This is a genomic window from Lishizhenia sp. (genome assembly GCF_057456495.1).
Map to the genome: position 1 here is coordinate 1 of NZ_JBVCPV010000025.1, position 21,374 is coordinate 21,374.

A 21,374-nucleotide genomic window follows, 5' to 3' on the forward strand; every position below is an offset into this window, starting at 1 on the left:
AATGAGAGAAGACACCAGTTACACGAAGTTATTCGTTTATCAGGAATGAACTTAATCATTGACGATCAGGATCACCCGTTAATTATTAAAGTAGCGTCTATACCAACTGCAAGAATGCAGGTGTACTTTATAGACAACGAAGAATATTTCAAAAGAAAATCTGTTTTCACAAACGACAAAGACGAGTATCACGAAGATAATGATGAGCGTTCTATGTTCTTTTGTAGAGGAGTTTTGGAAACCGTTAAAAAGTTAGGTTGGAAACCAGATGTGATTCACTGTCACGGATGGATGACATCATTAATGCCAATGTACATCAAGGATGTATACGCGAACGATCCTCACTTTGCTGATGCTAAAGTTGTTTACTCTTTATACGACAATGAGTTTAACAAAAATTGGGATGACAGATTCGAAGAAAAACTTAAATTTGAAGGCTTTGGAGACGACGTTGTTGAGAAAATCAAAACGGGTGACTTCAATAGTTTGAACAAAGCAGCCATCGAATATTCTGACGGAGTTGTATTAGGAAGTGAAACATTGAGTGGAGATTTAACAGAGGCATATGAAAATGCTAACTGCCACAAATTAGAGTACCAACCAGAAGAAATACAAGCAAAATCTGTATCAGAATTCTTTGACAAAGTTATAGAAGAAGAAGTATTGATATAATGAAGAAAACAAACATTTCAACTTATAAATCGTGGCGAGAAGTAAAACTACTTCTCGCTACTTTTTTATGTCTAGGTGTATTTGCCGTAGCCTGTAAGAAAAAGGACAACTTTCTTGGATCAAATGTATTACCGGATGGGACTACATTAAGTACAAGTGGTATTGACACATTTTCAATTATCACCTCAAGCGTGAGCGAAGATTCAGTTCCCGCTTTAAACCCCAGGTTTAACTTACTTGGAAGTTACATCGATCCCGTTTTCGGATCTGTGGACGCATCTTTTTATACTCAAGTCGATATTTCTAATATCGAGCCTGTTTTTGGAGATGATATAAAAATAGACTCCATGGTTTTTTCTATGGTTTACGATGGCTATTACGGAAACTTAGATGAACAAACAGTTGAGATCTATCAGGTAACTGAAGATATGGATTTGGAAGACGGCGAAACCTACTATTCTTTCAATTCATTGAATTACGATCCTACAAATTTGGTTGCACCGAATACTGGAACATTCACACCTACTCCAAACACACAATCTGTAGTTGACGGTGATACTGTTGTTCCGCAGCTTCGCGTACAAATGGATACGAATTTTGCAAGAGACCTTATCAATGAGGCAAAAACAGGAAATTCTTTTGCTTCATCTGAAAACTTTAAAGATTACTTGAAAGGTTTTTATGTAAGAACCAATAACACTACACAAACACTAGATGAAGGTGGGGTATTGTATTTCTCAAATACAGATGCAGCTTCTTTGATTACGATTTACTACAGAGAAATGGTAAACGGTGCTTATGAACAATTTTCATACACGATGCTCATTTCATCTGATGAAATAGATTTTAATCACTTTGACTACGATCACACCGGTACAAATGTTGAGAATGTTATTGACAACCCAAGTGCTGGTTTAATTGAATATTATACTCAGCCTTTTACAACAAGGGCAAAAATTGATATTCCTTCATTGAGTGATATTCCTTATGGAGCTGTTGTTCAAGAGGCCATCTTAAACCTCCCCGTATCTTACTTCACAAGCGATCCGTATAGTCCAAGTTTGGATATTACCCTATTGGCTAATTTGGGTATTAACGATACCGAAGATTTAGCTTTAATAGCTCGTGAAGTAAAGTATAATGACATCACTAAATCTTACAGTATTAACTTAAGATTGTACGTTCAGAAAATCATTTCTGGAGAAATAGAGAATAACGGTTTATTGATTTCTTCGAGTTTCTTTAACACAAGAGCCGAACGAATCATTTTTAACGGACCCAATACAACAAATAAGAAAAAGCCAACGCTAAATATTCTATTAACAGATAATTAGCAAAACACGACGCTACGTACGACTTAAAGCATTATTTTTGTCGTGCCGAATTATAAACAGAAATACGAAAGACTATGTGCGGAATCGTTGCCTACATCGGAGCCAAAGAAGCTTATCCAATTGTAGTAAAAGGATTAAAAAGACTTGAATACCGTGGGTATGACAGTGCAGGTGTTGCACTTTTAAATAAAGATCAAATCAATCTTTATAAGAAACAAGGAAAAGTAAGCAATTTAGAAGAGTTTGCTGAGGAGAAGGATAAATCTGGTCACATTGGAATAGGTCACACGAGATGGGCTACGCATGGTGAACCAAATGACGTTAATGCTCACCCACACCTTTCTGGAGACGGTCAAATTGCGTTGATTCACAACGGAATTATAGAAAATTACGAAAGCTTAAAAACTGAGCTAGAATCAAGAGGTCACGTTTTCAAAAGTGAAACGGATACTGAAGTTTTGGTTCATTTAATTGAAGAAATTCAAAAAAACCAATCTTTAAGTTTACCTGAAGCGGTACGTGTAACACTAACTTACGTTGTTGGTGCCTACGCTATTGTTGTCATGGATAAAAATAACCCACGCCAATTAATTGCTGCGAGAAAAAGTAGTCCTTTAGTAATTGGTATTGGAAAAGAAGGTGATTACTATTTAGCATCTGATGCTACTCCTATCGTTGAATACACGAAAAATGTTGTATACATGGACGATGAGGAAATCGCTATTTTAGATTTGGATTCAGGTATGAAATTGGTGGATATTGCCAACAAGGAGAAAACACCGTACATCCAAGAATTAGAATTACACTTAGAGGAATTAGAAAAAGGTGGATACGAGCATTTCATGTTAAAAGAAATCCACGAGCAACCAAGATCTATTCAGGATTGTTTTAGAGGTCGTTTAAATGCCAAAGAAGGTTGGGTACAACTTGGTGGAATTAAAGATCACATCGAAAAAATTGGAAAAGCAAAACGAATCATTTTCGTAGCATGTGGTACATCTTGGCACGCTGCTCTAGTTGGAGAATACTTATTCGAAGATTTAGCAAGAATTCCAGTTGAAGTAGAATACGCCTCTGAATTTAGATACAGAAACCCTATCATCAATGAAGACGATATCGTTATCGCAATTTCTCAATCAGGTGAAACTGCTGATACCTTAGCAGCTTTAGATATTGCAAAAAAGAAAGGTGCAACTACCTTAGGTATTTGTAACGTTGTAGGTTCTTCTATCTCTAGAGTTACTGATGCGGGTTCTTACACGCACGCAGGACCAGAAATTGGGGTAGCTTCTACAAAAGCATTTACAGCTCAAGTAACAGTACTTACGCTAATGGCATTGTACATTGCTAAGGAGAGAGCTACAATGAGCGAATCTGCGTTTAGAACCATTCTTACGGAGTTGGAACAAATTCCATCAAAAGTAAGCACGGTACTTGAACAAAACAGCTTAATAGAGCACATCTCTGACGTTTATCAGAATGCAAACAACGCTTTATACTTAGGAAGAGGAAGTTCATTCCCGGTTGCTTTAGAAGGTGCATTGAAATTGAAAGAAATTTCTTACATCCATGCAGAAGGATACCCTGCAGCAGAAATGAAGCACGGACCAATTGCTTTGATTGACGAAGAAATGCCTGTATTTGTAATTGCTACTAAAGGAACATCATACGAGAAGGTAGTAAGTAACATTCAGGAAGTAAAAGCTAGAAAAGGTAAAATTATTGCAATTGTAACAGAAGGAGACACACAAGTGAAGGCAATGGCTGATCATGTGATCGAAATTCCAGATACAGATGAAAATTTAGTTCCTTTATTGGCAACAATTCCTCTTCAATTATTAAGCTACCACGTAGCGGTAATGAGAGGGTGTAACGTAGACCAACCTAGGAACTTAGCGAAGTCAGTTACAGTAGAATAATACAATCTTATTCATCAATATAAAGCCTTGGTAAATGTACCAGGGCTTTTTTTTTAACAAATCCCCAACCCTTTATCAACATCTCCCGTTCTTTATACTGAATGTGATATTAGAATAGTTTTCAATTCGCATTTTGGTTTTATTTTCCTTGCAGGCAACTGGACGAAGCTTCTACCATAGATATAACAACAGTTTCTATAGCAGCGTTCAGAGCTTATTTTTAAAACTATTACTTATAAAGGGTAGTTTTATGAAATTAAAAAACCTCTTCTTATTAGTAAGAAGAGGTTTTAATCTTTTTGGAAAATATGTTCCGATTACTTTGCAGCATCAAATCTTCTTGAAACTTCTTCCCAGTTTACTACATTAAAAAATGCATTGATGTAATCAGGTCTTCTGTTTTGGTAATGCAAGTAGTATGCATGCTCCCATACGTCTATTCCTAAGATAGGTGTTCCACCACAACCGTGTCCCATAACTGGGTTATCTTGGTTTGGAGTTGAACACACCTCTAATTTACCGTCTTTAACACATAACCATGCCCATCCTGAACCGAATTGTGTTGCAGCAGCATTGCTGAAAGTATCTTTGAATGCCTCAAACGATCCAAATGCAGCGTCAATAGCAGCCCCTAAATCTCCAGAAGGTGTTCCACCTCCGTTTGGTGACATAACTTCCCAAAACAAGCAGTGGTTGTAATATCCTCCACCGTTGTTTCTTACTGCATTATTTCCTTCACAGTTTTGTAAAATTTCTTCGATTGATTTTCCTTCTAAATCAGTTCCTTCAATTGCAGCATTTAATTTAGCTGTGTATCCTGCATGGTGTTTACCATGGTGGATCTCCATAGTTCTTGCATCGATATGTGGTTCCAATGCATCGTGTGCATAATTTAATGCTGGTAATTCAAACGCCATTTTTCTTATTTTTTATCGTTATTCTTCTTTAAATTCCCGACGATCGGGATACATTCAAAAATAGCCATTAAAAACTTTTTAGACGAATAGTTTAAACGAAAACTCAACCAAACCTTGGAAATATTAAGTTTTGACCATAATAATTTTAGGCCAACTTCTAAAATCCAAAAATTCTTTTATTTTTGCTCTAGTATTAATATGTAAACAAAAACAAAATGAAAAAAGTATTCACATTAGTAGCTGTAGCTGCTGTATCAATGATGATGACTTCTTGTGGTGGTAACGCTGAAGAAGCTGCTAACGAAGTTGAACAAGAAATGACTGAAGCTGCTAACGAAACTGCTGACGCTGCTGAAGAAATGGCTGAAGAAACTGAGGAGATGGCTGAAGAAACTGCTGAGAACGCTGAAGAAGCTGGTAACACAGTTGTTGAAGAGGTTGAAGAAGGAGTTGAAGCTGCTGCTGACGCTGCTGAAGAAACAGTAAACGATGTTAAAGAAGCTGCAGGTGATGCACACGACGCGGTTAAGAATGAAGTTAAAGCTGCTGAGAAGCACATGTAATAATTTCTTTTAGAATATAAAAAAACCGAATGAAATTCATTCGGTTTTTTTTGTGTCTACTATTTTCTATCGCGGTGGACTAAAGCTTTCCTTCTTCACTACACGTACACCATCTTTGTATTCTATCTTACTAGCAACCTTTCCACGCTTATCGTAAATGATTACAAATCCGTCGCGCTTACCATTCTTGTAGTTGGCCTCTGATTTAATCTTACCACCTCTACGCGTATACTCAACCATTTTACCATCGAGCTTTCCATTTTTATACGTTGACAAGTTAGCAGGCGTTCTTCCTCCTGGATAATAAGCAATCCACTCTCCGTGCTTCTCCCCCTTCTTATATGACCCAGAAATCGTCAATTTATAGTCTTTCTGTGAATAAGATAACCATTCACCATCTTTAACGCTAATGCGATTCACTTTACCTTTTAAAGGTCCCACACGCGAAGCTGACTTCTCTTCGATTATCTTGTAATTCCCAACGTCTTTCAACCTTCCATTATCAAAATAACTCTTCCATTCTCCCGTCTTTAAATTATCAGCATAAAATCCTTCAGATAAAGGTTTACCATTCTCATAATACGACTTCCAACTTCCGTTTAACTGACCATTGACAAATTCTGCTTCATTTTTTAAGCGTCCATTTTCCCAATAATTCTTCCAAATACCTTCTTCTTTGCCTTCAACATATTCACCCTCCATTAAAAGGTTTCCATTCTCATACCATGTTTGCCAAGACCCATGTTTCTCATTATCCTTAAAGTGACCTATTTTAAACTTACTACCGTCTTTGTAGAAGTATTTCCACTCTCCTTCTTTCTCCCCATCTTCGTAATATGCGTTATACGCCAACTCTCCCGTTGGGTAGTTATAGATCCAATCTCCGTGTTGAAGGTTATTTTTAAAATCACCCCCCATATCCATTACTCCTTGGTTGGTAAACCATTGCCAAGTACCCTCTTTCATTCCATGCTCGTACTGGCCTTTTACTTGCAAAGTATCTGAATCAAAATAGTAACGATAGTCTCCATGTAATTCACCTTCTTTATAGTGCACTATCTTCTCCAAATCTCCCGTTATGTAAAAGTACTTCCACTCTCCATCTTTCTTGTCAGACTTAAAACTTCCTTTTACAACGATATAACCGTAAACAGCTGCTTCCACGAAAGGCCCATCCTTTAAACCATCCTTGTAGTTATATCTTGATTTAAGATTTGCATTGGTATAGAAGGTCTCCATTTGCCCTGTACCATTAACCACAGTTTGTGTATGCTTCTCATCAGGCAACCAGAAACTCACAACCTTGCTCTGATCGTTCTCAATTATTTCTACTAATTTCTCTCTTCCGTCTCTGTAAAAATATTCCCATTTCCCAACGGCAACTCCTTCTTTAAAATGACCTCTTTCTTCTAGATTACCCATTTCATTCCAAGACATGTACACACTATCTTGAACCCCATTTTTAAAGTAACCTTGACTCTCCTTTTTACCATTCGGGTAATATGTGGTTACAACACCATGAAGATTATTCTTGTAGTAATTTCTAACCTCTACTAAACTTCCTTTTTTGTCGTAATACTTCCACTGACCGTGCTTAAGGCCTGTAATACTCTTTTGCTTATTTTGCCATACATAGTAATACCCTTCACTTTCCAATTTACTTTTATTGTAATCGTAGAAATTGTATTCCTTTTTGGATAATTCTTCACGTTTTACTTTCTGTCCAAAACTTAGGGTAGAAATAAAAAGTGTACTCAACAAAATCAGTCTTAACATAGATATCTATTTATAAAAATAAGTTCGAATAATATAATTGGTTACTTGAACATGATTAAATAACAGCTTTGAACCACCAAAAAGATTCCGAAAGCAAATAATATAGTTCCTGTAATTCTGTTTAGAGATCTTAAAACAGCGTTGGTGATGAAAGGCCTTAATTGTTTAGCCCCCAATATCTTTAAAACATCTATACTAAAGAATGTCAATAATATCACGGCAACATAGATAAAAACGTCTAATGCTTCAAGCGAAACTTTGTTGTTACCTTCTCCACCGAATGCCAATACAGAAAACCAATAAAATATTACGAGTGGATTGGCCATGTTTAACACCAAACCTTTTGTAAATAACATGATATAATCTTTCGAGTCATGCACCATTTTACCAGAAGTATCTGACTTTTGGGTTTTCACTTTTTTAAGGAATAACACTACCCCAAAGCCGAGAAAAACAATTCCACCAATCAGCTTTATAACGGCGTTGTTCTCACCATCAGCAAAACCAGAAACTTCTTGGTATAGTGCGTATACGATGACGATATAAATAATATCGCTCACCAAAACCCCTGCATCAAAGCTCAATGCAGCCTTTACACCCTTTCGTATACTTGTTTCTATCAAGAGAAAAAATGCAGGCCCCAGCATGATGCTTAAGATCAACCCCGTTACTATTCCTTTTATGATTAAACCACTCAAAACTTTCTGGTATCGCTATTTATTACAAAAATAGCAATCCACCTCAACCAATACCGCTTTATGCACACTAAATCTGAACAATCTATGGTGAATGAACAGAAGTTCAGCTTCATCGAATAAAATCCTGATGTTTTTACCTCAGTTTTCAAAGTAAGATATTACATTTGCGGTAAATATTTTGAATAATGAAATTAGGCGCGGCAAATAAGTTATTAGAGAAAATCATCACTAAGGTTGAAGCTGAAGGAATTTTAGCTGAAGGATTGATTGAGGAATTAAAGGAATTAAGAGAATACGCTCTTAAAGAACAAGATCCACTAGTAACTAAAGTAATTCGTTTGACTTACGAATACCTTACTGAAAACGAAGCTTACGATGTTAAAGCGCAGTACGAAGAAGATGAAGATGGAGGTGAATACCCATTAGAAATCGAAGACAAAGAAAACTTGTTGTACTTACTTTCTTTATTGCGTAAGGCTGATCACAAGATCAACAGAGAAGAAATTAAAGATTACAGAACAGCTTTGAAAGAAGAGTTGTACTAAAATCTTCAAGCATAAAATTGAAAAGCTCCCTCATATGACGGAGCTTTTTTTATGTTTACTCCTTTACCTTCACAAAGCGTTTTTTAGACCTTAAATCATAAGAACCTTCCGAGTAATCTTATGTTTATCCTCTGTTTGGAAATCCTTATCAATTTAGAAGTCAGAAGGAAATAGTGATTTTTTATTTAGATAATTTCTCAGATATTCTCAAATACATTTTTCCTTAAAAAAAAGGAATTTTTGTTTTTTGTCACCAAAATAGAAATGTTCTAAATAGTAGGATTCTGACACTACTATGACATAAGAAACCTAGAAAACTCGCATATTTGCAGTCGTAAGAATAGCTATTAATTCAGTGGAAAGATTACACATACTCGCATTTACACATCGCAATCTTAACGTGAGTGAGATTGGCCGTCTACACATAGAACTAGACAAGCAAAAGGAAGTGTTGAGCGCGTTTAAATCTGCCCTTCAATTAGACGAATTAATGTTCTTATCTACTTGTAACCGAGTAGAATTCATTTTCACAACAGATCAGGTTGTTGATACCAAGTTCATCCATAATTTCTTTGCAACACTTTACCCGCACTTAGACGAGGAAGTGATTCATTGTTTTACAACAAACAATGAGCAATACGAAGCTTTGGGCGCGGTAAACCACCTTTTAAGTGTCGCATCTTCTATCGATTCTATGATTGTTGGAGAACGTGAAATTATAACGCAAGTTAGAAAGTCTTTTGAAGATTGTAAGGCTTTTGGTTTAACAGGAGACACCATACGTTTGGTGATGCGTTTCACCATAGAAACTGCCAAGCGTGTTTATACTGAAACAAGTATCGCTACTAAACCAGTAAGTGTGGTTTCTTTAGCCTACCATACTTTGAAAAACAAGCGTGTGCCTTTGGATGCACGTGTGGTTATTGTTGGTGCTGGGGTTACCAATACCAACATGAGCAAATTCTTAAAAAAGCACGGTTTTAAAAACTTTACAGTGTTTAACCGAACGCTTTCTAAAGCAGAAAAGCTAGCTGATGATTTAAATGGTACAGCTTTACCCCTAACAGAATTGAAAAATTTCAAAGGAGGATTTGATGTTTTGATTACCTGTACAGGATCAGACAATCATTTAATCTCTCCTGAAATTTACACGAATTTAGTAGGTACTGATCAAGACAAGAAGATAGTAATCGATATTGCTATACCACATGACTTATCGCCAGAAATTAAAAACATGTACCCTGTAGACCACATCTCTGTGGACTATCTTCAGGAAATATCAAATAAAAACCTTCAGGAACGCGCCAAAGAAGTAGAACATGTTGAAGAAATCATTCAAGAAGCATTGTTCAACTATAAAGAAGCCTACAAACAGCGAAATGTAGAAATCGCTATGCGTCAAGTTCCTCAAAAAATGAAGGAGATTAAATCTACCGCTTTAGAACACGTTTTTGCCGAGGAAATGAGTGCCTTGGATGACGATTCTAGAGAAACAGTAGAAAAAATACTGGCTTACATGGAAAAGAAATACATCTCTGTTCCAATGAAAATGGCCAAAGAAATACTCTTAAAATCTTAATAGACTCCCATGGAAAAAATAATTATCGGATCTCGCGGAAGTGATTTAGCATTATGGCAAGCCAATTTTGTAAAATCTGAACTTGAGAAGTTAAACTGCGAAGTTGAAATCAAGATAATTAAAACACAGGGAGATATGATCCAAAACTTGAGCTTTGATAAGCTTGAGGGAAAAGGATTCTTTACCAAAGAAATTGAAAAAGAATTGTTGGATGGAACAGTTGATTTAGCTGTTCACTCACACAAGGATTTGGAAACAAATCCTCCGGCAGGATTAAAAATTGCTGCAGTATCAGATCGAGAAGATCCGGCAGAATTATTATTGATTAACCCAGATGCCGTTGATGAAAACTACACATGGTCTTTGAAAAAAGACGCAGTTATCGGTACTTCTTCTGCACGTAGAAAATCTTTAGTAGTTCGCTCAAGAGAAGATTTAGAAATCAAAGATTTAAGAGGTAACGTACCTACACGTATTCAAAAGTTGAAAGACGGAAACTACGATGCTATTCTATTGGCCAAAGCAGGAGTTTCTCGATTACAAATCAACTTAGATGATTTAAAAGTTGTTGAATTAGATCCAACAGAGTTTGTTCCTGCTCCAGCACAAGGAGTTTTAGGCTTACAAATTAGAGAAGGTGATACACGCGTTGAAAACATCGTATCTCAATTAAACAACGCAGAAGTAGCAGAAAAAATTGGAGTTGAACGTAAAGTACTGAACCTTTTAGAAGGTGGATGTCAACTTCCACTTGGAGTTTACTGCCCAAATACAACAGAGGTATACGTATCATACACCAATAACTGGCAAGAAGGTGCAGATTGGTTTAAATTCGATGCAGATGATTTAGAGGGAATGGCCGAATTCATCGTAGAAGAATTGCAAAACGATAATGAATAAACTCTTACTTACAAAATCGAATCTTACAGTAGCTGAAACAACTCAGCTTCGTGATTTGGGTTTAGAAGTAATTGTTCAATCCTTTATACATTTTGAAGCGGTAGATTTTATCCTACCGCAAGACAAAGATTTCGAATGGATTTTCTTTAGTTCACCCCGTGCATTTGACTACTTCTTAAAAGGTTGTTCTGAAGAAATATTTTCCAGTAAAAAAATAGCCTGCGTAGGTAGAAAAACTGCCGAGTATATTGCGCAAAAAGGAATAAGTTGTGATTTCGTTGGACAAAAAAGTGGCGAAGTACATACGGTTGCAAAACACTTTAAAGATCTCGTAAAAGGAGCTGGTGTACTATTTCCAATCTCTCAGCGTAGTAACCAATCCATGCAAAGGGAACTAAGCGCAGAACAAATTCTTAATGTACATGTCTACAACACGCTTACAAAGCATGTACAGTTAAAGGAGACTCCAGACTTCATTGTATTTACTAGTCCAAGCAATGTAGAAGCTTACCTCAAACAACATACAATAAACCCCACACAAAAAATCATTGCATGGGGTTCTACTACAAAATCATATTTAGAAAATTCTGGCTATCAAACTTCTTTCACATTAGAAGAAAGCAGCGTAGCTTCTTTGGTTTTTGAGCTTAAAAAGAGACCTCAATTATTCTCCTAGCATAACACCAGTACAGTCCAACAAGGGTAAGTCTATTGTATTTTTTTCCGTGATGGTTTCTGCCAAGAATACGAATTTCTTATCGTACATTTTAGAACCTATCCAGTAACTCACCCAATACTCATTGCTCAAACCAAACACCTGTTCCATAATTGGTTCAATTTTCTGAGCAGTTTGCGCTTTTACATCACCTAAACTATGACGTAACACTGAAGTTTCTATCTTTTCATTGGTCATGGCATTCATTCCATAGCCTTTACTACTCACCAAAACATTCTCCAATGTATCATTCGTTCTATTCAACAAATACACATTGTAAATTCTATCTCCTGTTTCAGCAGTTTCAAATGCTACGGCTACTGAAATACCTTCTACTTTTGGTCCTTTTAGTTCTTCCTTCATTGTTTTTCACAAATTTCTTGTGCGAGGCGAAGGTAAAGAAAAAGGTCTTTCGGATGATCGTGTAAATAGTAATTACTTGTATCCTTTTTGTCAATTTGATATTTCTCCCTACGCTTTGACCCCGTTCTTACAATTACTCTATTTTTCTCCGGTTGAATGATGATATACTGACCCAGAATACCGCGGGCATAAACAGTCTTCACCTCATCATTCAAGGTCCATAAATGCATCCCATATGCTAAATTGGGCATATTATCATTGGTTACATCTGGGTTTGTCATCATTTGCATAATGAAGTTTTCTGGAACTATTTGAACATCATTATATTTCCCTTTATTCAATATCAATTTTCCTAGTTTTAAAAAATCGCGGGAGGTGGCGTATAAACAACAGAAAGATTTTTCCATACCTTCTTTGTGGTCTAAACTCCATAACGCATCCGATTCCATCCCCAGTTGTTTCCAGAACTTTTCCTGTGCATAATTCGCTACCGTTTTTCCCGTTGCTTTTTTCAATATCATCCCCAGGAGTTGTGTATTTCCACTTTTGTATTCAAAACGAATACCTGGAGGTTCATTAAATTGAGAACATTCCATGAGCTTATCTAACTTCCCCGAATAATAAGCTTCTGCATTTTTACTTAAGGGATTTTTCCCACTTTCTGACCAATCCAAACCACTGGCCATCCATAGTAAATGCTTTATTTGAACTTCGTTGTCCTCTTCAATAAAAGGTAAATAATGGGCAATAGGTTCATCAATACTTTCAATATATCCATCCTGAATAGCCGCTCCAATCAATAAGGCCACAATGGTTTTTGAGACTGAAAAACTGTTGCCTAACTGTTGCCGGTTATGATTATCCCAATAACTTTCCAAGACCAATTGGTTATTCTCATATACCAAAAAAGAAGCTGTTTCGATTTCCCTCAAACTGTCTTCATCTTCTTTGGAAAATTGATAACTATTATACTTTCCAGAGAGCTTTAAGTCTTCGATAAATAAATCGTCGTTGGCAATAATATGATTAGCGAATACATTTTCATCATAGAGTGTTGGGCCTGTTTTGCCGTGCAGATAGGTATAATAAATTCCCTTGTAGAGATAGAATCTTCCCGAGAGAAGGATGAAAAGATTTCCTACGATGAATAGAAATAAAAGTAAAAATGAAGCTTTTTTTGCTGCGGCTTTAAGCTTTTGGAAGGTCTTGTTCGTTGGCATATGTATAGTCAAATAGCTGAGCCAGATGTGCTGCTAATTTAACTTTTACCTCATCCATATCTACAGCCTTACCTAACTCCTGTTGCATTGAAGTTACAGCTTTATCATCAATTCCACAAGGAACTATATTGTTAAAATAATCGAGGTTAGAATTCACATTGAAACCTATACCGTGCATGGTCACCCAACGACTACTTTTCACCCCCATGGCACAAATCTTACGTGCAGTAGGTTTATCTCCATCTATCCACACTCCTGTTAAACCATCCACTCTACCCGATGCTATACCGAAATCTTTAAGTGTAAGTATAACTGCTTCTTCTAAAAAGCGCATGTATTTATGGATATCCGTAAAGAAGTAATCTAAATCGAAAATAGGATACGCGACTAATTGACCAGGACCGTGATACGTAATATCTCCTCCTCTGTTAATCTTGTAGTAAGTTGCTTCTTTCTCCTCTAACTGATCATCGTTAAGCAAAAGATTTTCCTGCTTCCCCGATTTTCCTAAAGTATAAACATGTGGGTGCTCACAGAATAACAAGTAATTTTTTGTTTGTTCTTCTGTTTCACCTTTACGCTGTGCAATTTTTAAGTCGATAGCTACCTTAAACAATTCCTCTTGGTAGTCCCAAGCCTCCTTGTAATCTATTAACCCTAATTCCTTAAAAATAACACTTGGTTTCATCACTTATATTTTAGAAAGTTCTCCTTTTAGGTAGTTGATTACATCAATCTCTATTGGATCTACGTTAAAGATATCAGCAAGCATTATAGAAGACCAATCGATAATATGAATGATGTACATTACCTCTTCAATTAAATTGGCTCCTTTTGCCTCTAGTACAAATACGTGAGGTGTTTTCTTTGCAATGATTTCCTTACAAAGGTTCATTCTAAATTTATTGCGTTCCAGCGTTGAAGGAGAATCAATAAATAAAACCCCGTAACGGTCGTCTCCACCACCCCATCCAACTAACTCATTGTGGTTCATTTCAGGAACTACATGGTGCGAACACAAAATCTTTGCATTCTCATTGTATTGTTGACGTGCACGAATTACAACAGGCTCAAATTCAGGTGTTGAATACATAATCAATTCCTTATTTGGAATGAATTCTGCCAACTTTTTAGCCTCTTCCTTAATTTCTAATATATGATTGTTAAGGTGTTCTCTACAGTTTTCTAATTCTTTCAATTTCAAGTCAGAAATTACGCCTGCTTGAAACAACATGTTTAACAAATGGATAGATGAAAATGCCAAAGCGCTACGAGGTGGATTACCTGCTGGCATCTTCACAACATCGTAATTGTTGGCCTTACAAAAATCGTATAACTCACCTCCTGAACAAACAGCCGCAATAGTAGCTCCCTTATCCTTCGCTGCTTTTACAGCCGTTAGGGTTTCCTCTGTGTATCCAGAATAAGAAGAACCAATAACCAAGGTTGTCTCGTTGATGAATTCGGGTAAATTATAATTTTGATTCGCTAAGATGGGAATATTGGCTTCAGCGGCCACCAATTGCGCCACTAATTTTCCACCAATTCCAGATCCTCCCATTCCACAAATAACAACACTCGTGAAATTTTTATTGTGCAGAGATTTAAACTCTAGGCTGCGGGCTGTTTCCAGAGCATCATCGATGTTCTTCGGAAACTCAGCGATTAATTTATCCATTTTTATTTGCATGTAGAGAACAAAGATAATTAAAGTACATACTTACGAAAGTTTTATTAAAATATTGCACGATTTATTGCATAAAAAAAGGGAAGCCAAGTACTTCCCTTTTCTATATTATCGTTGAAATCCTTTAAGATTTAATCAACCTCATCGTTTGAATTCCTTTTTCGCTTGCAATCGTTATCATGTATACTCCAGAAGTTTCATTGAATAAATCAAACTGAACTTTTGTAGCATCCGTTGTCAATTCTTTCACTAATCTTCCGTTCAAATCTCTTACTGCAATCGTTTTTTCTCCTTCAGACAAGTTGGTTAAGTTGAAAATTCCTGTAGATGGATTCGGGAATAATTTCACTTGTTCTGCTTCCTCTTCAACCTGAGTAGAAAGGTAATCCGAACAAGGATTTCCAATTCCTATAATTCTCTTAATCCCTGTGTTTTCTGGGTCTAACCAATCCATTAAACGACCTGTAGAATCTGCTCCTGTTGGATCCCAAGAAACACTTAGTTTACCATATAAATCGGCGTTACTTGTTGCAGTACAAAAAGAAGACCCCCCTGATAAAATTCCTACTACTAAACCATCTTCATTGAAAATTGGCGAACCTGAAGAACCACCTTCAGTAACTCCGTGTCCATTTTGCGTAGCAGACCAAACAACTCTCCAGTGCGCTCCACTTAAACCACCGTTATAGGTAGATGATGTTAAACTATTATTGAATGTAGAAATCTTTTTATCATGCCCTGAAGGGTGGTGAATTCCAACTCCATTTGTTGCTCCTGGTCCTCTAGCGTCCCATCCATTGAAGTAAGCATTAGAAGGCAAAACGTCGTTAGATGTTAACTCACACAATGTAAAATCAGTTCCATAAACTTGGTTACTGTTCGAAACGTTCCACGTGTTTTTCGACGAGGCTCTAAAGATTGCTCCTACTGCCGTAAACAATGGCTTTTGATACGGTGCCGTTGCTCCAGGTACACAATTTGGATTTTGATAGTTGAAATACCATACGTTCTGTGCAAAGTCAGAAGTTTGTGTTTTCTCTCCACAGTGTGTAGCTGTTAAGATTAATGGGGCACAATCATAACTTGTATTTGCCATTAATGAAGCCGAACATACAAAACTACCTCCATCTGCAGAAAAAGTATATTGTATAACAGAGTTGATTTGATCTTGGTGGTTATCTCCTTCTGGACAAGCCACATTTACCTGACAAGCATCTGCTTTTGCAGGGATGTAATCGTACTCTCTGTAAACTCCTATTCGATCTTCCACTCCTCGGTAGAAATAAACTACTTCTCCTATTGTAAAAATTGCTTCTTCAGTAACCGACAATGGTTGATTATATTCAATCGTAATTTCATCTCCCTGAATCATTTCCATGGCAAACAAAGAAGGTGTTTCGGAAGTAAAAGCACCTATCACTTGTGCTTTATTCTTGTTGTATGCAAACAACTTTCCTCCTTCGGGAATGTAGTAGTTGTCCATGTACAAACCTAATGCCTGCGCATCTTCAACTTTAATTCTTAATTTCCAAATTCTGGTATCTCCTTGAACATACCAATTCCCAGCATTTTCCATTGATAAATTTGCTGGTAAGTTGATTCCTACTCGATAATTGCGTTTGTCTCCCTCAAGATCTTCCGCAACTACTTCTGACATGTTTGGTTTTGTTAGGCTTACTAGGTCTGTTTTCTTTAATACTTTGTAAGCTGTTGCGTTAAAGCTTTCTGGTGTTCCACCGAAGCTTTTTTGAGCAAGTGATGCTCCACACAAAAGCGAGAACAAAAGGGGCAAAAATGCTTTCTTCATTTCTATTTATTATGATTTCCTAACTATTTTTAAACGTCACGCAAATTTACAAATTTTATATTTGTTTGTTATTTTAGGACTTTTCCCCTCACGAAATAACAATGAGTCATATACTTTTAATAGAAGACGAACAAACTATAGCAGATGCTGTCATCTTGAATCTAGAGCTTGAAAACTACACCGTAACCCACGTAGATACTGGGAGTTTAGCTTTAGAAGAAGTGAAGAATATTGCATCCTATGATTTGGTGATATTAGATGTAATGCTTCCCCATCATTCGGGGTGGGAGGTATGTGAAGCTATACGTAAAACCAGTAGTATTCCTTTATTATTCGTTTCGGCGAAAGGAAATACAGAAGACAAAATCAGAGGTTTAAAATTAGGTGCCGATGATTATTTGGCCAAACCTTTCGATTTAGAAGAGCTTTTATTACGTGTACAAATTCTACTTAAACGCAATGCTCCTGCTGGTGGTGAACAACTCGAACAACTCACCATCGCCAATAAAACCATAAACTTTATTAGTTATGAGGTATTGGAAGACCAAGAAGTCATTGCCAAATTATCGAAACGTGAAGTGGAACTCTTAAAACTTTTCTATGAGAAAAAAGGAGAAGTTATACCCAGAGACACCATTCTAGATAGACTATGGGGAGAAGACCAATTTCCGAGTCCCAGAACAATAGATAATTACATTCTCGGTTTCCGTAAACTCTTCGAAACCAACCCAAAATCACCCGAACACTTCCTATCCATTAGAGGGGTAGGATATAAGTTAATTCTTGAGTAATTTTGACCTTTTTGAAGACTATGAATTCATCCAAACAGAGAAGATACGATAAAGCCTACCTACGCATGGCCAACACTTGGGCCAAATTGTCTCATTGTAAACGCAAGCAAGTGGGTGCCATTATTGTAAAAGATCAAATGATTATATCTGATGGTTACAATGGTACACCTGCTGGATTCGACAACTGCTGTGAAGATGAAGACCACAACACACATTGGTACGTGTTACACGCAGAAGCAAATGCAATATTGAAAGTTGCTAAATCAACAAACAACGCTAAAAACAGTACACTATACCTCACCCTCTCTCCTTGTAAAGAATGTGCCAAATTAATTCTACAGGCCGGGATTAAACGCTTGGTATTCATCAATGATTACAAAGATGATTCTGGATTGAGATTTTTAGAGGATGCAGGAATAGATGTAACACAAATCGCCGACATAGAAGATGAATAAAATGAAAATTGCCCTTCCCTTAATCGTTGGAGCCACCCTTGCTTTAGGCTTATTCTTAGGGACAACCTTGAATACAGAAACTTCTCCTTTTAAAAAGTCGGAAGCTGCAAATACGAACGCGCAAAAATTGAATGACATACTTTACATTCTTGATAAGAAGTATGTAGATTCAATTGACAAAGAAGATATTTTTGAAGAAGCTATCAGTGATATGCTGCACAAACTTGACCCTCACTCCAACTACATCGCAGCCAGAGACCTGGCCCGTTTAAACGAAAGTATTCAAGGTCATTTTGGTGGTATTGGTGTAAGATTTTCTATCATAAGGGATACGCTTTGTATTACCAATGTTCTACCCAACTCACCAAGTGAAAGAGCTGGAGTAGAATCTCAAGATCAAATCATTAAAATTGATGGAGAAGTCATATCGGACTCTACCATTAATAATGATAAAGTAATGAAAGCGCTAAAAGGTTTAGAAAATACAGAAGTTACTGTAACAGTACTGCGCAATGATGAACTTTTGGACCTGACCATTACCAGAGGTAGTATACCTGTAAATAGTGTACTGGCGAGTTACATGTTGACCGACAAAACAGGGTACATTCAATTACAAAGCTTTTCCGAAAAAACAACAGAAGAATTCTACAGAGCAGCACTCGAACTGAAGGCTAAAAAAATGGAGAATTTAATCGTTGACCTCCGTTTTAACGGAGGAGGATTGATGTCTGCAGCCATTAACATTTCTGATATGTTTTTAGAAAAAGGACTACCTATAGTAAGTACCAAAGGAAAGAGTCAACCCGATTATACAGAATATGCTGCTAACCCGCCAGTAATGGAAGGTATTGAACTGGCTATCTTGATTAACAGCAGTAGTGCATCGGCCAGTGAAATTGTGGCGGGTGCTATTCAAGATAATGATAGAGGTACTATTATAGGAAGGCGTTCTTTTGGTAAAGGGTTAGTACAACAAGACATGCTCTTAAAAGACAGCAGTAACTTGCGTCTTACCGTTGCACGTTACTTCACTCCAACTGGAAGAAGTATACAACGTCCGTACACTGAAGGATTCGAAGAATACATGATGGATGAGCGCGACCGTTATCAGAATGGGGAACTATACCATCTAGATTCAACACTTATGGTTGACTCATTAAAGTACGTCACGCCCGGAGGAAAAGTAGTTTATGGAGGTGGTGGAATTATGCCAGACATCTTTGTTCCACTTGATACCACGGGAGGATCTTTTTACTATACTAAATTGCAATACGGTGGTGTATTTAATGCCTTTGCCTTTGACTATGTAAAACAACATAAAGAAAGCCTGTCGAAATATAAAGACATATACAGTTTCAGAAAGAACTTCACAGTTACACCTTCACTGTTAGAAAACTTTACAAAATATGCCCTTGATTATTATGAAATTGAAGCATATCAAAATGAATTAAAGCGATCTACTGTATTAATCCAAAGAGAAATTAAGGCGAACATTGCCAATCAGATTTGGGTAGATAACGCTGCTCAATTGATGCGTGCGGATACGGACAAAGAAGTACAAAAAGCACTCGAATTTTTGGAAAAATAAAAACACAACACATAAAAAAAGCCTCACTTCAATAAGTGAGGCTTTTTCTTTGCATATAATTATTCACTAGAAATGAATTTCAAATTGCAGACGGTAAGATAATCCATCGTCTCCACTTCTCTTTTCTAAGTATCCTAAGTCTGTTTGCACTTTTAATTTGTGTCCCACAAAGAATTTAGAGAATCCTAATCTGTATTCTTGTTGGTCTCCGTTAACAACATCTGGTGTATCAATACCTGCATATCTTGCTGCAATTTCAATGTTGTTTTTAAACATGTAACCAGCTTGTACATTCAATGATCTACCTGTAAATACCTTTCCAATCACTATATCACCGTTATACACTAATGGATTGTTTCCGTTCGTCCATCTATCCGCATATTCTGCCATTACAGACCAACCTTGGTATTTAAACATCATGTCTGCAAAAACCGTGTACACATTTTTACCATGGAAGTTGTTTTGTGCGTCGCGGATAAAGCTACCCATGTTCCCTCTTTCTCTTACAGCTCTTTCATTCAAATCATAAGTTAATCCAAAGGCTAATTTTGGTTTACTTTCTCTCTTGATAGCAGAACCAACATAATCTCCTTTAGAAGAAAAATTACCAAATGGCAAAATCTCAACTCTACCTGTGTATTCCAAACCACCTAAGTTTGCCGATCTCATATTTCGACCTTCACCTTTAGAAATTGCAAAAATTTCTTTTACAACTACACCACCTATGGTATTATGGTTTCTGAACTGCAACCCCAAATCACGGTCGATGTTAAATCTAGAGTTTAAGATAGAACGATCTACTAACTGCATGTTTGCAGAAGAAATAACACGCTCTCTGTTTCCTGGTAACTTCGTTTGACCACCCCATAGCGAGAAGTTTTTGTAGAAGTTCCACTTAAATACGGCATCTAAAACAATACGCGTATCTAACAAAGGTTCAGAATCACTTACTGCAATATCTCTATCTGATAATGCTAACTCTACTTTGTACGTTAGTTTAGGAGAATAAACGTGTCCTTTCATTTTAATTCTTGAACGACGAATTAATAAATTTGGCTTAAACCCATCTATTTGGTTTAATTCATCGTTGTTCACTGTCCAATCTGTAGTCATCAATGTCTGAAAACGGAACCCTAAGTTCATTGAAAAACTTTCATTCTTTCCGGTAATGTTAATTCCTTTTCCAAATTCACCTACCTCTACTTGCGCACTAACTGTTGCGCTAAATAATGCTATAACTACAAGTAATACTGATCTCATTCCTTTATCTTTTGGTTTTAAAAATCACTGCAAATTTACGGCGTTTTTAATGTAGGATTAACATTGTTAAACCATTCTTAACACACTCTTAATATTTGCTTCATGCTAAAACCCCTTGTAAATAAAGGGATTCAGATCTATTTTAACCGTGATCAATTTCGCGTCCTTCTCAAATGTCATGCGTTTTCTTAACACAATGGTAACACTGCAATGAATGTCCGTCATTTCATTTGGAATAATTTTGCAGCAAAATAAATTGCGTAAGATGAAAAATACATTTTTACTAATTACTTTGTTCTTTGTTTCCTTTATGGGATACGCTGTGCAAAATGACACTACGATTGTAGATTCAGCGATTGTAGCAAACTCTAGTGTACAGAACAAAGAGATTTTTAGTAATCTAACTTTTAGTTTTAAAAACTATAAGGATAAAAGAACTACCAATCCTTTAGAGATCGGTAGCACAACTTTAAAAAGTGATAACGTCTTAACTTCTGACCAATATGTTGCGATTAAGTATAAGAAAGAAGGAGAAGATAAATGGGTGAGTCAATACTTCTCTACTTCTGATGATAAGATGGTCAT

At 36.6% G+C, this 21,374-nt stretch carries 21 protein-coding genes; 12 read left to right on the forward strand and 9 right to left on the reverse strand.

Translation table 11 applies throughout. From position 1 onward, the window contains the following. The 3 genes from AC22ZQ_RS03190 to glmS form a co-directional block, all read left to right on the forward strand. Nucleotides 1-672: glycogen/starch synthase (locus AC22ZQ_RS03190; RefSeq protein ID WP_318957148.1), on the forward strand; the 672-nt coding region annotated here is incomplete at its 5' end. Beyond that, on the forward strand, nucleotides 672-2,006 hold the full coding sequence (locus AC22ZQ_RS03195; RefSeq protein WP_318957150.1) for a DUF4270 family protein: 1,335 nt from the start codon (nucleotides 672-674) through the stop codon (nucleotides 2,004-2,006). The genes AC22ZQ_RS03190 and AC22ZQ_RS03195, both read left to right, overlap by 1 nt. Nucleotides 2,007-2,080: 74 nt before the next feature. Beyond that, the gene (gene glmS / locus AC22ZQ_RS03200; protein ID WP_318957152.1) at nucleotides 2,081-3,925 is read left to right on the forward strand and encodes a glutamine--fructose-6-phosphate transaminase (isomerizing); all 1,845 of its coding nucleotides are present in this window, start codon (nucleotides 2,081-2,083) and stop codon (nucleotides 3,923-3,925) included. A gap of 317 nt (nucleotides 3,926-4,242) precedes the next feature. Here the strand turns inward: glmS and AC22ZQ_RS03205 are convergent, their stop codons facing one another. Beyond that, on the reverse strand, nucleotides 4,243-4,842 hold the full coding sequence (locus AC22ZQ_RS03205; RefSeq protein ID WP_318957154.1) for a superoxide dismutase: 600 nt from the start codon (nucleotides 4,840-4,842) through the stop codon (nucleotides 4,243-4,245). Nucleotides 4,843-5,057: 215 nt separating this feature from the next. Between AC22ZQ_RS03205 and AC22ZQ_RS03210 the strand changes: the two genes are divergently transcribed. Further along, a complete protein-coding gene (locus AC22ZQ_RS03210) occupies nucleotides 5,058-5,405 on the forward strand; it encodes a hypothetical protein (protein WP_318957155.1) in 348 nt (115 codons plus the stop codon). Nucleotides 5,406-5,471: 66 nt separating this feature from the next. On the opposite strand, the gene AC22ZQ_RS03215 is transcribed toward AC22ZQ_RS03210, so the two are convergent. Further along, nucleotides 5,472-7,181: a toxin-antitoxin system YwqK family antitoxin gene (locus AC22ZQ_RS03215; protein WP_318957156.1), complete on the reverse strand. Its 1,710-nt coding sequence runs from the start codon at nucleotides 7,179-7,181 to the stop codon at nucleotides 5,472-5,474. Between the two features lie 41 nt (nucleotides 7,182-7,222). Continuing rightward, complete coding sequence (locus AC22ZQ_RS03220; RefSeq protein WP_318957157.1) at nucleotides 7,223-7,879, reverse strand: LysE family translocator; 657 nt, start codon at nucleotides 7,877-7,879, stop codon at nucleotides 7,223-7,225. Nucleotides 7,880-8,064: 185 nt separating this feature from the next. Between AC22ZQ_RS03220 and AC22ZQ_RS03225 the strand changes: the two genes are divergently transcribed. The 4 genes from AC22ZQ_RS03225 to AC22ZQ_RS03240 all read left to right on the forward strand — a co-directional run bounded on the left by AC22ZQ_RS03225 (nucleotide 8,065) and on the right by AC22ZQ_RS03240 (nucleotide 11,579). Beyond that, on the forward strand, nucleotides 8,065-8,424 hold the full coding sequence (locus AC22ZQ_RS03225) for a hypothetical protein (protein WP_318957158.1): 360 nt from the start codon (nucleotides 8,065-8,067) through the stop codon (nucleotides 8,422-8,424). Nucleotides 8,425-8,779: 355 nt separating this feature from the next. Continuing rightward, complete coding sequence (gene hemA / locus AC22ZQ_RS03230) at nucleotides 8,780-10,003, forward strand: glutamyl-tRNA reductase (RefSeq protein WP_318957160.1); 1,224 nt, start codon at nucleotides 8,780-8,782, stop codon at nucleotides 10,001-10,003. 9 nt (nucleotides 10,004-10,012) lie between these two features. Then, nucleotides 10,013-10,903, forward strand: a complete 891-nt coding sequence (hemC, locus tag AC22ZQ_RS03235; protein WP_318957161.1) for a hydroxymethylbilane synthase — start codon at nucleotides 10,013-10,015, stop codon at nucleotides 10,901-10,903. After that, entirely contained in the window at nucleotides 10,896-11,579 is a 684-nt protein-coding gene (locus AC22ZQ_RS03240; protein WP_318957162.1) for a uroporphyrinogen-III synthase, read from the forward strand. Before hemC ends, AC22ZQ_RS03240 begins: the two co-directional genes overlap by 8 nt. Here AC22ZQ_RS03240 and AC22ZQ_RS03245 read toward each other — a convergent pair. From AC22ZQ_RS03245 to AC22ZQ_RS03265, 5 genes are all read right to left on the reverse strand, one after another. Further along, nucleotides 11,568-11,981 carry a hypothetical protein gene (locus AC22ZQ_RS03245; RefSeq protein ID WP_318957163.1) on the reverse strand — a complete coding sequence of 138 codons (414 nt, stop codon included), beginning with the start codon at nucleotides 11,979-11,981 and terminating at the stop codon, nucleotides 11,568-11,570. The genes AC22ZQ_RS03240 and AC22ZQ_RS03245 overlap by 12 nt on opposite strands. Then, nucleotides 11,978-13,201, reverse strand: coding sequence for a serine hydrolase domain-containing protein (locus tag AC22ZQ_RS03250; protein WP_318957164.1), 1,224 nt, complete (start codon nucleotides 13,199-13,201; stop codon nucleotides 11,978-11,980). Before AC22ZQ_RS03250 ends, AC22ZQ_RS03245 begins: the two co-directional genes overlap by 4 nt. Further along, on the reverse strand, nucleotides 13,170-13,889 hold the full coding sequence (lipB, locus tag AC22ZQ_RS03255; protein WP_318957165.1) for a lipoyl(octanoyl) transferase LipB: 720 nt from the start codon (nucleotides 13,887-13,889) through the stop codon (nucleotides 13,170-13,172). Before lipB ends, AC22ZQ_RS03250 begins: the two co-directional genes overlap by 32 nt. A gap of 3 nt (nucleotides 13,890-13,892) precedes the next feature. Continuing rightward, complete coding sequence (locus AC22ZQ_RS03260; protein WP_318957166.1) at nucleotides 13,893-14,879, reverse strand: bifunctional phosphoglucose/phosphomannose isomerase; 987 nt, start codon at nucleotides 14,877-14,879, stop codon at nucleotides 13,893-13,895. Between the two features lie 133 nt (nucleotides 14,880-15,012). Continuing rightward, complete coding sequence (locus tag AC22ZQ_RS03265) at nucleotides 15,013-16,695, reverse strand: T9SS type A sorting domain-containing protein (RefSeq protein ID WP_318957167.1); 1,683 nt, start codon at nucleotides 16,693-16,695, stop codon at nucleotides 15,013-15,015. A 101-nt stretch (nucleotides 16,696-16,796) separates the two neighbouring features. Between AC22ZQ_RS03265 and AC22ZQ_RS03270 the strand changes: the two genes are divergently transcribed. Genes AC22ZQ_RS03270 through AC22ZQ_RS03280 form a run of 3 tightly spaced genes read left to right on the forward strand, consistent with a single transcriptional unit; the run spans nucleotide 16,797 to nucleotide 19,529 of the window. Next, nucleotides 16,797-17,486, forward strand: a complete 690-nt coding sequence (locus AC22ZQ_RS03270; protein ID WP_318957168.1) for a response regulator transcription factor — start codon at nucleotides 16,797-16,799, stop codon at nucleotides 17,484-17,486. Between the two features lie 20 nt (nucleotides 17,487-17,506). After that, nucleotides 17,507-17,941 (forward strand): deoxycytidylate deaminase, encoded by a 435-nt coding sequence (locus tag AC22ZQ_RS03275; RefSeq protein WP_318957170.1) that lies wholly within the window; start codon nucleotides 17,507-17,509, stop codon nucleotides 17,939-17,941. Next, on the forward strand, nucleotides 17,934-19,529 hold the full coding sequence (locus tag AC22ZQ_RS03280) for a S41 family peptidase (protein ID WP_318957171.1): 1,596 nt from the start codon (nucleotides 17,934-17,936) through the stop codon (nucleotides 19,527-19,529). The genes AC22ZQ_RS03275 and AC22ZQ_RS03280 overlap by 8 nt, the downstream gene beginning before the upstream one ends. 66 nt (nucleotides 19,530-19,595) lie before the next feature. On the opposite strand, the gene AC22ZQ_RS03285 is transcribed toward AC22ZQ_RS03280, so the two are convergent. Then, nucleotides 19,596-20,789 carry a porin gene (locus AC22ZQ_RS03285; RefSeq protein ID WP_318957172.1) on the reverse strand — a complete coding sequence of 398 codons (1,194 nt, stop codon included), beginning with the start codon at nucleotides 20,787-20,789 and terminating at the stop codon, nucleotides 19,596-19,598. Nucleotides 20,790-21,054: 265 nt separating this feature from the next. Here AC22ZQ_RS03285 and AC22ZQ_RS03290 point away from each other — a divergent pair. Beyond that, on the forward strand, nucleotides 21,055-21,374 hold a 320-nt coding region (locus tag AC22ZQ_RS03290), incomplete at its 3' end, for a hypothetical protein (RefSeq protein ID WP_318957173.1).

What these genes read in the sequence shown, in the direction of transcription:
- lipB (WP_318957165.1), bottom strand. Translation starts at nt 13,889, where the DNA reads ATGAAACCAAGTGTTATTTTTAAGGAATTAGGGTTAATAGATTACAAG.
- AC22ZQ_RS03250 (WP_318957164.1), bottom strand. Translation starts at nt 13,201, where the DNA reads ATGCCAACGAACAAGACCTTCCAAAAGCTTAAAGCCGCAGCAAAAAAA.
- AC22ZQ_RS03275 (WP_318957170.1), top strand. Translation starts at nt 17,507, where the DNA reads ATGAATTCATCCAAACAGAGAAGATACGATAAAGCCTACCTACGCATG.
- AC22ZQ_RS03215 (WP_318957156.1), bottom strand. Translation starts at nt 7,181, where the DNA reads ATGTTAAGACTGATTTTGTTGAGTACACTTTTTATTTCTACCCTAAGT.
- AC22ZQ_RS03245 (WP_318957163.1), bottom strand. Translation starts at nt 11,981, where the DNA reads ATGAAGGAAGAACTAAAAGGACCAAAAGTAGAAGGTATTTCAGTAGCC.
- hemC (WP_318957161.1), top strand. Translation starts at nt 10,013, where the DNA reads ATGGAAAAAATAATTATCGGATCTCGCGGAAGTGATTTAGCATTATGG.
- AC22ZQ_RS03205 (WP_318957154.1), bottom strand. Translation starts at nt 4,842, where the DNA reads ATGGCGTTTGAATTACCAGCATTAAATTATGCACACGATGCATTGGAA.
- AC22ZQ_RS03280 (WP_318957171.1), top strand. Translation starts at nt 17,934, where the DNA reads ATGAATAAAATGAAAATTGCCCTTCCCTTAATCGTTGGAGCCACCCTT.
- AC22ZQ_RS03285 (WP_318957172.1), bottom strand. Translation starts at nt 20,789, where the DNA reads ATGAGATCAGTATTACTTGTAGTTATAGCATTATTTAGCGCAACAGTT.
- AC22ZQ_RS03240 (WP_318957162.1), top strand. Translation starts at nt 10,896, where the DNA reads ATGAATAAACTCTTACTTACAAAATCGAATCTTACAGTAGCTGAAACA.
- AC22ZQ_RS03195 (WP_318957150.1), top strand. Translation starts at nt 672, where the DNA reads ATGAAGAAAACAAACATTTCAACTTATAAATCGTGGCGAGAAGTAAAA.
- AC22ZQ_RS03265 (WP_318957167.1), bottom strand. Translation starts at nt 16,695, where the DNA reads ATGAAGAAAGCATTTTTGCCCCTTTTGTTCTCGCTTTTGTGTGGAGCA.
- glmS (WP_318957152.1), top strand. Translation starts at nt 2,081, where the DNA reads ATGTGCGGAATCGTTGCCTACATCGGAGCCAAAGAAGCTTATCCAATT.
- AC22ZQ_RS03270 (WP_318957168.1), top strand. Translation starts at nt 16,797, where the DNA reads ATGAGTCATATACTTTTAATAGAAGACGAACAAACTATAGCAGATGCT.
- AC22ZQ_RS03210 (WP_318957155.1), top strand. Translation starts at nt 5,058, where the DNA reads ATGAAAAAAGTATTCACATTAGTAGCTGTAGCTGCTGTATCAATGATG.
- AC22ZQ_RS03260 (WP_318957166.1), bottom strand. Translation starts at nt 14,879, where the DNA reads ATGGATAAATTAATCGCTGAGTTTCCGAAGAACATCGATGATGCTCTG.
- AC22ZQ_RS03225 (WP_318957158.1), top strand. Translation starts at nt 8,065, where the DNA reads ATGAAATTAGGCGCGGCAAATAAGTTATTAGAGAAAATCATCACTAAG.